12 protein-coding genes are annotated in these 11,198 nt (G+C 73.6%); 11 read left to right on the top strand and 1 reads right to left on the bottom strand.

Translation table 11 applies throughout. The annotated features are described in order from the left end of the window. The first annotated feature begins 124 nt into the window (after window positions 1–124). From urtB to AB0J72_RS42695, 11 genes are all read left to right on the top strand, one after another. Window positions 125–1,009, top strand: coding sequence for an urea ABC transporter permease subunit UrtB (gene urtB, locus AB0J72_RS42745; RefSeq protein ID WP_363410342.1), 885 nt, complete (start codon window positions 125–127; stop codon window positions 1,007–1,009). Continuing rightward, window positions 1,006–2,088: an urea ABC transporter permease subunit UrtC gene (gene urtC / locus AB0J72_RS42740; RefSeq protein ID WP_363410339.1), complete on the top strand. Its 1,083-nt coding sequence runs from the start codon at window positions 1,006–1,008 to the stop codon at window positions 2,086–2,088. The genes urtB and urtC overlap by 4 nt, the downstream gene beginning before the upstream one ends. Further along, entirely contained in the window at window positions 2,085–2,846 is a 762-nt protein-coding gene (gene urtD, locus AB0J72_RS42735) for an urea ABC transporter ATP-binding protein UrtD (RefSeq protein ID WP_363410336.1), read from the top strand. The genes urtC and urtD overlap by 4 nt, the downstream gene beginning before the upstream one ends. Further along, complete coding sequence (gene urtE / locus AB0J72_RS42730; protein ID WP_363410333.1) at window positions 2,846–3,538, top strand: urea ABC transporter ATP-binding subunit UrtE; 693 nt, start codon at window positions 2,846–2,848, stop codon at window positions 3,536–3,538. Before urtD ends, urtE begins: the two co-directional genes overlap by 1 nt. A gap of 13 nt (window positions 3,539–3,551) precedes the next feature. Beyond that, entirely contained in the window at window positions 3,552–3,854 is a 303-nt protein-coding gene (locus AB0J72_RS42725; RefSeq protein ID WP_354903590.1) for an urease subunit gamma, read from the top strand. Continuing rightward, the gene (locus tag AB0J72_RS42720; RefSeq protein WP_363410329.1) at window positions 3,851–4,156 is read left to right on the top strand and encodes an urease subunit beta; all 306 of its coding nucleotides are present in this window, start codon (window positions 3,851–3,853) and stop codon (window positions 4,154–4,156) included. The genes AB0J72_RS42725 and AB0J72_RS42720 overlap by 4 nt, the downstream gene beginning before the upstream one ends. Further along, window positions 4,153–5,856 (top strand): urease subunit alpha, encoded by a 1,704-nt coding sequence (locus AB0J72_RS42715; protein WP_363410326.1) that lies wholly within the window; start codon window positions 4,153–4,155, stop codon window positions 5,854–5,856. Before AB0J72_RS42720 ends, AB0J72_RS42715 begins: the two co-directional genes overlap by 4 nt. A gap of 5 nt (window positions 5,857–5,861) precedes the next feature. After that, window positions 5,862–6,542 carry an urease accessory UreF family protein gene (locus AB0J72_RS42710; protein WP_363410323.1) on the top strand — a complete coding sequence of 227 codons (681 nt, stop codon included), beginning with the start codon at window positions 5,862–5,864 and terminating at the stop codon, window positions 6,540–6,542. Then, complete coding sequence (gene ureG / locus AB0J72_RS42705) at window positions 6,532–7,278, top strand: urease accessory protein UreG (protein ID WP_363410321.1); 747 nt, start codon at window positions 6,532–6,534, stop codon at window positions 7,276–7,278. Before AB0J72_RS42710 ends, ureG begins: the two co-directional genes overlap by 11 nt. Next, window positions 7,278–8,048, top strand: coding sequence for an urease accessory protein UreD (locus AB0J72_RS42700; protein WP_363410318.1), 771 nt, complete (start codon window positions 7,278–7,280; stop codon window positions 8,046–8,048). Before ureG ends, AB0J72_RS42700 begins: the two co-directional genes overlap by 1 nt. A 181-nt stretch (window positions 8,049–8,229) precedes the next feature. Beyond that, the gene (locus tag AB0J72_RS42695) at window positions 8,230–9,489 is read left to right on the top strand and encodes a PP2C family protein-serine/threonine phosphatase (RefSeq protein WP_363410315.1); all 1,260 of its coding nucleotides are present in this window, start codon (window positions 8,230–8,232) and stop codon (window positions 9,487–9,489) included. A 40-nt stretch (window positions 9,490–9,529) separates the two neighbouring features. On the opposite strand, the gene AB0J72_RS42690 is transcribed toward AB0J72_RS42695, so the two are convergent. Beyond that, entirely contained in the window at window positions 9,530–11,083 is a 1,554-nt protein-coding gene (locus AB0J72_RS42690) for a glycosyltransferase family 39 protein (RefSeq protein ID WP_363410312.1), read from the bottom strand. Window positions 11,084–11,198: the final 115 nt, after the last annotated feature.

Genomic DNA, 11,198 nt, shown 5'->3' with positions numbered 1-11,198 from the left:
TCCACCCCCCCCCTAAAACTAGGGGCCCCGGGGGGGCGCCGGGCTAGCCCCCCCCCGCCGGGGGGGGGGGCCCCCCCCCCCCCCCCCCCCCCCACCCCCGCCCGCATCCGAACGGACGTTTCCGATGGTCATCGTCAGTCAACTGTTCACCGGCGTCAGCATCGGTGCTGTACTGCTGCTCATCGCGCTCGGCCTGGCCCTCACCTTCGGCCAGATGAACGTCATCAACATGGCCCACGGCGAGTTCATCATGACCGGCGCGTACACCGTGTTCGTGCTGCAGCAGGTCATCACCGTCGCCGGCCTCTCGCTGCTCGTGGCGCTGCCGGTCGCGTTCCTCGTCGCGGGGGCGATGGGCGTGGTGCTGGAGACCCTACTCATCCGCCGGCTCTACGCCCGCCCGCTGGACACGCTGCTGGTCACCTGGGGCGTCTCGCTGATCCTGCAGCAGGCGGCCAGGGACATCTTCGGCGCCCCCAACGTGCAGACCCGCGCCCCCGACCTGCTCACCGGCAACGTCAAGATCGTCGGCGACCTGGTCCTGGCGAACAACCGCCTGTTCATCCTCGCCCTCGCGCTGCTCGCCGTGGCGGGGGTGACGCTGGTCCTGCGGTACACCTCGCTGGGCCGGCGGATCCGCGCGGTGGTGCAGAACCGTGACCTCGCCGCGGTCTCCGGCATCCCGACCGGCCGGGTCGACCGGCTGACCTTCTTCATCGGCTCCGGCCTCGCCGGGGTAGCCGGGGTCGCGCTCACCCTGCTCGGCCCGATCGGCCCGACCATGGGCACCAACATCATCATCGACGCGTTCCTCGTCGTGGTGGTCGGCGGGATCGCCCAGCTCAAGGGCACCGTGATCGTCGCCTTCGTGCTCGGCGTCCTGCAGTCCACAGTGGAGTACTCGACCACGGTGAGCGTGGCGAAGGTCGGCGTGTTCATCGCCATCGTGGCGTTCCTGCAGTGGCGGCCCCAGGGGCTGTTCACCCTACGCACCCGGAGCCTGACATGAACCGCCTGCTTGCGAAGGGCGCGTCCGTACGGGCGGGCGCGGGGTTCGCCGCCGGTGCGGTGCTGCTGTTCGCCGTCGCCCCGTTCGCGCTCTCCGACTTCCGGCTCGGCCTGCTGGCCAAGTACCTGTGCCTGGCGATGGTCGCGATCGGCATCGGCCTGGCGTGGGGGCGCGGCGGGCTGCTCACCCTCGGCCAGGGCGTGTTCTTCGGGCTGGGCGGCTACGCGATGGCGATGCACCTCAAGCTCGCCGACGCGGGTCCGGGCAACATGCCGGACTTCATGGAGCTGTACGGGCAGCTGGACGAGCTGCCGTGGTGGTGGCGACCGTTCGCCAGCCCGTACTTCGCCATCCCCGCCGCCGTGCTCCTGCCGATGGCGGTGGCGTTCCTGCTCGGCTCGCTCGTCTTCCGCCGGCGGGTGCGCGGCGCCTACTTCGCGATCCTGTCGCAGGCGCTCGCGGCCGCGATGGCGATCTTCCTGATCGGCCAGCAGGGCACCACCGGCGGCACCAACGGGCTCACCGACTTCCAGGGCTTCTTCGGCTACGACCTGGACGACCCGGTCAACCAGCGGATGGTGTACTTCATCATCGCCGGCGTCCTGTTGCTGCTGCTGGTCGCGGTCCGCCAGCTCATGCGCAGCCGCTACGGCGAACTGCTGGTCGCGGTGCGCGACGCCGAGGAGCGGGTCCGCTTCCTCGGCTACGACCCCGCCAACGTCAAGGTCGTCGCCTTCGTCACCGCCGCGGGCATGGCGGGCCTGGCCGGGGCGCTGTTCGTGCCGGCGGTCGGCATCATCAACCCGGCGCTGATCGGCATCGTGCCGTCGATCGAGTTCGTCATCGGCGTCGCCGTCGGCGGCCGGGCGACGCTGCTCGGCCCGGTGCTCGGCGCGGTCGCCGTGGCGTGGGCGAAGACCACGCTGTCGGAGCAGTTCCCGGCCGCCTGGACCTACCTGCAGGGGCTGCTGTTCGTGCTCGTCGTCGCGTTCCTGCCGGGCGGGCTGGCGTCGCTGGTCCGGATGGTGCGCGCCCGCCGCGTATCGGAGAAGGTCCCCGCACAGGAGGTGCCGGCATGAGTGACGCGCTTGAAGGACTGCGGATCCGTGACCTGCGAGTGGTGTTCGACGGCTTCGCCGCGGTCGACGGCGTCAGCCTCGACGTGCAGCCCGGCGACATCCGGTTCCTCATCGGGCCCAACGGCGCCGGCAAGACCACGCTGGTCGACGCCGTCACCGGCCTGGTCAAGGCGTCCGGTTCGGTGTGCTTCGGCGAGCGGGAGCTGCTCGGCCGTCCGGTGCACCGCATCGCCCGGCTCGGCGTCGGCCGTACGTTCCAGACCGCGACGGTGTTCGAGGAGCTGACGGTCCTGCAGAACCTCGACATCGCCGCCGGCGCGGGCCGCGGCCCGCTCACCCTGCTGCGCCGCCGCCGCGGCGTCCCCGACGAGGTGGCGCGGGCCCTGGAGACGATCGGGCTCACCGCTGCGCGGGACCGCCTCGCCGGCACCCTCGCCCACGGGCAGAAGCAGTGGCTGGAGATCGGCATGCTGCTGGTCCAGGACGTGCAGCTGCTGCTGCTCGACGAGCCGGTCGCCGGCATGAGCCACGACGAGCGCGACGCCACCGGTGAGCTGCTGAGCGTCGTCGCCCGCGACCGCACCGTCGTCGTCATCGAGCACGACATGGACTTCCTGCGCCGGTACGCCCGCACCGTCACCGTCATGCACGTCGGCAAGGTGCTCTCCGAAGGCACGGTCGCGCAGGTGCAGGCCGACCCGAAGGTCCAGGAGGTCTACCTGGGACACGCCCCCGAACCAGCCGTCCAGGAGGCCTGATGCTCCAGTTCGACGACGTCCACGTCGGGTACGGGCGCAGCACCGTCCTGCACGGGATATCCGCCGACGTGCCGACCGGCGGCGTCGCCGCGGTGCTCGGCCACAACGGCGCCGGCAAGAGCACCCTGCTGCGCGCCGCAATCGGGCTGCTCAAGCCGAAGCAGGGCAGGATCCGCCTGGACGGCGAGGACATCACCGGCCTCGCGCCACACCAACGGGTCGCCCGCGGCATGGCGTACGTGCCGCAGGGCCAGCAGTCCTTCCCGCACCTGACCACCGCCGAGAACCTCCAGCTGGTCGCGGACGGCCGCCCCGGCGGCAAGGCGGCGGTCGCCGAGGCCCTCGACCTGTTCCCCGCCCTGGCGGGACTGCTCGGCCGCCGCGCCGGGCTGCTGTCCGGCGGGCAGCGCCAGCAGCTCGCCATCGCCCGGGCGCTCATCACCGCGCCGCGCCTCCTGCTGCTCGACGAGCCGACCGAAGGCATCCAGCCGACCGTCGTCGCGGAGATCGAACGCACGATCCTGGCCGTCGCCGGCCGGGGCGGCATGTCGGTCCTGCTCGTTGAGCAGCACGTCGGCTTCGCGCTCGCGGCGGCCCAGCGGTACTACGTCCTCGAAGCAGGCAGGGTCACCTCGACCGGGCAGGGCGGCGACGACGCCCGCACCGCCGTCCGGCAGGCCCTGTCCGTATGACCTGGAGACCATCGTGTTCCTGACCCCGCACGAGCAGGAACGCCTGCTCATCCACGTCGCCGCCGACGTGGCGCAGCGCCGCCGAGACCGCGGCCTGCGACTCAACCATCCCGAGGCGGTGGCCGTCATCACCGCCTTCCTGCTGGAGGGCGCCCGCGACGGCCGCACCGTCGTGGAGCTCATGGAGGCCGGCCGGCACGTGCTCACCCGCGACGACGTGCTCGACGGAATCCCCGAGATGCTGAAGGAGGTGCAGGTGGAGGCCACGTTCCCGGACGGCACCAAGCTGGTGACGGTGCACCACCCGATCGCATGATCCCCGGCGAGGTCCTGCCGGGCGACGGCGAGGTCGAGATCAACGCCGGCCGTCCGGTCACCACACTCATGGTGACCAACACCGCCGACCGGCCCGTCCAGGTCGGTTCCCACTACCACTTCGCCGAGGCCAACCCCGGTCTGCAGTTCGACCGGGCGGCCGCCTGGGGGCAGCGTCTCGCCGTCCCCGCCGGCACCGCCGTCCGCTTCGAGCCCGGCGTCACCCGCGAGGTCGACCTCGTCCCGCTCGGCGGCGCGCGAGTCGTCCCGGGTCTGCGCGGCGAATGCGGCGGTGCACTGTGAGCTTTCTCGATAGGCGTCGGTACGCCGCCCTGTACGGGCCGACCACCGGCGACCGCATCCGGCTCGCCGACACCAACCTGATCGTCGAGGTCGAGGCCGACCACTGCGCCGGCGGCGACGAGGCCGTCTTCGGCGGCGGAAAGGTGATCCGCGAGTCGATGGGCCAGTCCCGGGCCACCCGCGCCGAGGGCACCCCCGACACCGTCATCACCGGCGCGGTGATCCTGGACCACTGGGGGATCGTCAAGGCCGACGTCGGCATCCGCGACGGCCGCATCGTGGCGATCGGCAAGGCCGGCAACCCCGACACCATGCCCGGCGTCCACCCGGACCTGGTGATCGGGCCGTCGACCGAGATCGTCGCCGGCAACGGCAAGATCCTCACCGCCGGCGCGGTCGACACCCACGTGCACTTCATCTGCCCGCAGCTCGTCACCGAGGCCCTCGCCGGCGGCGTCACCACCCTCGTCGGCGGCGGGGTCGGCCCGGCCGAGAGCAGCAAGGCCACCACCGTCACCTCCAACGCCTGGCACCTCGCCCGCATGCACGAGGCGCTCGACGTGTGGCCGGTCAACGTCCTGCTGCTGGGCAAGGGCAACACCGTCTCCGAGGAGGCGATGTGGGAGCAGCTGCGCGGCGGGGCGGGCGGGTTCAAGCTGCACGAGGACTGGGGCACCACCCCGGCGGCCATCGACGCGTGCCTGCGCGTCGCCGACGCCTCCGGCGTCCAGGTGTCCATCCACACCGACACGCTCAACGAGGCCGGGTTCGTCCAGGACACCCTGCGGGCGATCAACGGGCGGGCCATCCACTCGTACCACACGGAGGGCGCCGGCGGTGGCCACGCGCCGGACATCATCACCGTCGCGAGCCTCCCCAACGTGCTGCCGTCCTCGACCAACCCGACCCGGCCGTACACGCGCAACACGCTCGCCGAGCACCTGGACATGCTCATGGTGTGCCACCACCTGTCGGCGGACATCCCGGAGGACCTGGCGTTCGCCGAGAGCCGGATCCGGCCCTCGACGATGGCCGCCGAGGACCTGCTGCACGACCTCGGCGCCATCTCGATCATCGGCTCGGACTCGCAGGCGATGGGCCGCATCGGCGAGGTGGTGATGCGGACCTGGCAGACCGCCCACGTGATGAAGGCCCGCGTCGGCGCACTGCCCGGCGACGGCGCCGCCGACAACCACCGCGCCCGCCGGTACGTCGCGAAGTACACCATCTGCGCGGCGATGGCCAACGGCCTGGAGACCGAGGTCGGCTCGGTGGAGGCCGGCAAGCTCGCCGACCTGGTGCTGTGGGATCCGGCGTTCTTCGGCGTCCGCCCGCACGTGGTGATCAAGGGCGGCATGATCGCGTGGGGGCAGATGGGCGACGCCAACGCCTCCATCCCCACCCCGCAACCGGTCCTGCCGCGGCCGATGTTCGGCGCCTACGGCGTCGTGCCGGCGGCGACCAGCGTCGCGTTCGTCGCCCCGGCCGCGATCGAGGCGGGGCTGGAGCTGGACGTCCGGCGCCGGCTCGTCCCCGTCGCGGACGTCCGGTCCCGCGGCAAGGCCGACCTCCCGCACAACGGCGCCATGCCGCGCATCGAGATCGAGCCCGACACGTTCACCGTCCGCATCGACGGTGAAGTGGTGGACCCGGATCCGGTGACCGAGCTGCCCATGGCCCAGCGGTACTTCCTGTTCTAGCCGCCATGGACACCACACTGCTGCTCCTCGCCGACGGCCGGTTCCCGTCCGGCGGCCACGCCCACTCCAGCGGCCTCGAAGCCGCGGTGGCCGCCGGACAGGTCACCGGAATACCCGAGCTGGAGGCGTTCCTGCGCGGCCGGCTGGCCACCGCCGGCCCCGTGACGGCGGCCTTCGCCGCGGCCACCAGACAGGCGGCGGCCGAGGCGGTAGCCATCGGCGCCGTCCTGGCGGAGCTCGACGCGGAGCTGGACGCCCGGACGGCCTCGCCCGCGCTGCGGCTCGCCTCCCGCCGGCAGGGGCGGGCGCTGCTGCGGGCCGGCCGGACCACCTGGCCGTCCCCGCTGTTCGCCCACGCCCCGCACCACGGCGACGGCTGCCACCAGCCGATCGCGCTCGGGCTCACGGCGGCCGCCGCCGGCCTCACCACCGAGCAGACCGCGCTGGTCGCCACGCACGGGATCGTCACCGGTCCGGCCAGCGCCGCCGTACGACTCCTGGGCCTGGACCCGTATCAGGCCCAGGCGCTGCTGGCCCGGCTGGCCGTCACCTGCGACCGGGTCGCCGCTCGCGCGGCAGCCGAGGCGGGCGCCGCGCCCGCCGACCTGCCGGCGAACACCGCACCACTGGCCGACATCTACGCCGAAACTCACGCCACCTGGGAGGTGCGTCTCTTTGCGTCCTGACAGCCACCACGACGAGACCGTTCCGCACAGCCACCCGCACCCCGACGTCGACCCGCACGCACCGCTCGCCTCCGGAGGGCGGGCGCTGCGGATCGGCATCGGCGGCCCCGTCGGATCGGGCAAGACCGCCCTGGTCGCCGCGCTGTGCCGGGCCCTCGGCGGCGAACTGCGCCTCGGCGTGGTCACCAACGACATCTACACCACCGAGGACGCCGACTTCCTCAAGCGCAACGCGGTCCTGCCACCGGAACGCATCCGTGCCGTGGAGACCGGCTGCTGCCCGCACACCGCGATCCGCGACGACATCTCCGCCAACCTCGACGCCGTCGAGGAGCTGGAGTCCGTGCTCGGGCCGCTGGACCTGGTGCTGGTGGAGAGCGGCGGGGACAACCTCACCGCCACCTTCAGCAAGGGCCTCATCGACCAGCAGATCTTCGTCGTCGACGTGGCCGGCGGCGACAAGGTCCCCCGCAAGGGCGGGCCCGGGGTCACCGCCGCCGACCTGCTGGTCATCAACAAGACCGACCTGGCGCCCATGGTCGGCGCCGACCTGTCGGTGATGGACCGGGACGCCCGGGCCCGCCGTGGCGAGCTGCCCACGATCTTCCTGTCGATCGCGACCGACCCGCACGCCACCGCGGTCGCCGACTGGGTGCGCCAGCTCGTCGCCCACCACCAAGCCCACCACCAAGCCCACCAAGAGGGCCGGCCGCACGCCCACGCCGCGACCGGCTGATGCGGGCGCACGCCAGGGTCGTCGCCGAGGCCGACGGCCGCGGCGGCACCCGGCTCGCCCAGCTCCGCGGCGAGACCCCGCTGCTGCTGCGGCGGACCGGTGTCGCCGCGGGCCTCGACGCGGGCTGGGCCACCGTGCACGTCGTCGGCGGCGCGGCCGGCCCGCTCGGCGGGGACGACCTGCGACTGGACATCGAGGTCGGGCCGGGGGCGAGGCTGAGCCTGCGCACCGTCGCCGCGTCGATCGCCCTGCCCTCGCGTACGGGCGCACCCTCGTACCTCAGCGTCCGGGTGACCGTCGCCGGCGGCGGGACGCTGCACTGGCTGCCCGAGCAGACCGTCGCCGCCGCCGGCTGCCGCCACACCACCGCCGCGAGCGTCGACGCCGGCGAGGGCGCGACGCTGCTGTGGCGCGACGAGATCGTCTGCGGCCGGCACGACGAGGCGCCGGGCGACCTCACGGTCAGCACGTCGGTGACCTACGCCGGCCGGCCGCTGCTGCGCCAGCGGCTCGACGTCGGTCCCGGCGCCGACGGCTGGGCCGGGCCGGCCGTCCTCGGCGCCGCCAAGGCGACCGGCTCGCTGCTGCACGTCCACCCGGGCGTGGCGCCGGGCGCACCGTGCGTGCTCGGCCCCACCGCCGTCCGCGTCCCGCTCGCCGGACCGGCCTCGCTGACCACCGCCACCGCGCCCGACGCCCATGCCGTGCGCCAGTACCTCTGCCTCGCCGCGCCGGAACCGGTCCCGGTGCCGCTGCTCCGGCCGCCATGAGAGGGCGGTGGTCAACCTCCCGCACACCACCAGCGACCCCGACCTGCCCGGCCCCGGCGGCGTCCCCGGCTGAGCATTCAGTCGAGCGCGGAGATCCGCCTGCTGGACGTGTCGATGGTTTTGCCGAGCCGTGGTGTGAGCACCAGGGGCCGGGATGCTGCCACGATCGTATGATTCGGGAGTGGACCTTGGTGAGACGTCGATGATGGCGGCGGTCCTCGGCGCGGTCGAGGACGCGGCGCCGGTCGATGCCGTCGAGGCGATCACCCGGGAGCTGGCCAGGGGCCTCGAAGCGCGGTCGGCGTCGTTCCTGATCGCCGACCTGGGCGGCCGCGCGCTGGTCCGGCTGACGTACGTGCCGCAGGAGCACCCCGCGGGCGCCGGCCGCCGCCGTGGTGCCGAGGTCGCCACCGTGCTGCCGTTCGACGGCGGGCCGACGGAGCAGGCCCTGCGGACACAGACACCGCAGGTGCTCGACGGCGACGACGGGTGGACGGTGTGGGCTCCGGTCACGGAGCGCGGCGAGGCGATCGGCCTGCTGGAGCTGGTGCTGCCCGAGGAGCCCGACCCGCGGGCGGTGCGGGAGATCGGCCGGATCGCGCACCTGCTCGGCTTCGTGGTGATCGCCAACCGGCGGCACACGGACCTGTTCGAATGGGGTCAGCGCACCACACCGTTCAACCTCTCCGCCGAGATCCAGCGCCGGCTGCTGCCCGGCGCGTTCACCTGCGAAGCCGGTGCCTTCACCCTGTCGGGCTGGCTGGAGCCCGCGGCCAGCATCGGCGGGGACACGTTCGACTACTCCCTGGCGCGCGACCTGCTGCACTTCAGCGTCACCGACGCGATGGGGCACGGGGTCGCGAGCGCGCTGACCGCCACGCTGGGCGTGGGCAGCCTGCGCAACACCCGCCGCCTCGGGCGGGGCCTCGTCGAGCAGGCCGAGGTCGCGAGCGCCGCGGTGGCCGAGCACGCTTCCGCCGCGAGCACGTTCATCACCGCCGTCCTCGGCCGGATCGATCTGGTCCACGGCGTGTGTACGTTGATCAACGCCGGGCACCTGCCGCCGCTGCTGGTCCGGGACGGGCGGGTCGAGCAGGTGCGGCTGCCGCGCGACATCCCGCTCGGCATGCTGCCCGACACGACGTTCACCAGCGGCGAGCTGCGGCTGTCGGCCGGTGACCGGCTGGTGATCGTGACCGACGGAGCGCGGGAGCGCCGGGCCGCGAAGCTCGACCTGCCCGCCGAGCTGCTGCAGGTGGCCGGCCTGCACCCGCGCGAGGCGACCCGCGCCCTCGCCGACGCGGTCCTGCAGGTCACCGGCCCCGTGCTCGCCGACGACGCCACGCTGCTGATCATCGACTGGTACGGCGAGCACGGGCAGCGACGGCGCACCAGCGCCGGCGCCGACACGGCCCGCGCCAGCGGGCCGCTGGCCGGCTGACCCCGCTGCCCCGCCTGACCCCGCTGCCATGGGGGGTCCGTCAGCCGACGCGCTGCACCAACTCGATGGTCAGGCCGCCCGGATGCCAGACCTGCACGGACCGGTACCCCTGCAGCGCGGCCAACCCGGCGTCGTCCCTCGCCCCGGCGACGATGTGGTCCTGCATGGATGCGGCGACGACCCACACCCGTCCGGTCCCGGCGAGGCAGACCTTCGGGTCGGCGCACTCCCGGGCCCAGAACGCGCCGATCTGCGCGGCCGACCTGTCCAGGTAGACGTCCTTGGGCCGGGTGGCGTCGGCGCGCAGGTGGTAGTCCATCGTGCTGCGCAGCATGAACATCGAGCGGGCGCGGTCCGAGTCGCCGACGTAGACGATGCCGTCGCCCGGCCGCTGGCCGGAGCGGACGATGCGCGCGGCGCCGGTCCAGTCCGGAGGGGTGTACCACGGCGCGGCCGGGTAACGGTCGGCCTCATGACCGGTCGGGCTGCGGATCGCCAGCTGGTCCGGCAGGCCGAGCAGACCGACGAGGACGGCGGCGGCGACGACGGCCGGCAGGGCTGCCCGCGTCAGCGCCCGCGCGGCGAGGAGCGCGAGCGCCGGGAGTAGGAACAGCAGGTACCGCGGCCACCAGACCGGGATGGACTGGGACATGACGAAACCCGCGACCGGCGGTGCCAGCACGCCGCCGGCGCACACCACCAGGCTCCGCGCGCGACCTCGCCGCGACCCGGCCGCGGCCATGCCGACCAGCGCCCCGGCCACCAGCGTGGACGCCGTGACCATGGTCAGCGTCGGCAGGAGGTCGGGTGCCGCAGGCACCGGCATCCAGCCGATCTGAGTGGTGCGCTGGCGCCGGGCCACGAGGATCAGCGGCGACAGCGCGGCGATGCCGAGGCCGGCCGCCGCCAGCCAGCGCAGCAGCCGCCGGTCCCGGTCGACGGCCAGCAGCCAGGCGACGGCGACCGCGTGGCCGGACAGGAGCAGGAGCGCGACGAGATGCGCGTACCCGACCAGGACGAGGGCGGCCGAGTACCAGGCCCAGCGCCCCCAGCCCGGCCGGTCCAGGGCACGCACGAACAGGTAGGTGGCCAGGGCCGTCGCCAGGGTGGCGAACGCGTACGAGCGGGCCTCCTGAGCGAACCGGGACGTCGCCGGGATCGCCGCGAACAGCAGTCCCGCGGCGAGGCCGCCGGCGCCCCCGTGCAGGTGGTTGCCGGTGAGCGCGACCAGCACCGCCGCGGCGGCCATGGCGAGCAGCGACGGGGTCCGCAGCGACGCGACGGAGTCCCCGAAGACGGCGATCCAGTAGTGCATGAACAGGTAGTGGCCGCCGGCGACCGCATCCGTGTTGCGCAGGAGGTCGAGCAGCTCCGGGACACTGCGGACGGCGGCGCTCCATGTCGCGATCTCGTCCCGCCAGAGTCGGGGCGTCAGGTACTGGTAGCGACCCAGCCCCAGCATCACGAGCCCGGGCACCACCCAGAAGTAGTGGGCGGCCAGCAGCCGCTTCCACCGCGGGGTGACCGCCGGTGTGCGCGGCTCGCCGTGATCGGCGGCCCGCACGACCTCGCCGGTGATCGAGGCGTTGGTCAACGGATCTCCTCACTGCCGGTCCGGTGAGCAGGCAGTGACCCGGTCCCCGCCGGGCAAACGTCGTCGTTTGCGTGAACCGGCGGGCTAGCGCCCGGCGGCTCACCCCGAGGTCCCG

Source organism: Dactylosporangium sp. NPDC049742 (assembly GCF_040674675.1).
GTDB lineage: Bacteria > Actinomycetota > Actinomycetes > Mycobacteriales > Micromonosporaceae > Dactylosporangium > Dactylosporangium maewongense.
Note: the sequence above shows the minus strand (reverse complement) of the source record. Positions and strands in the feature narration are given on the sequence as shown.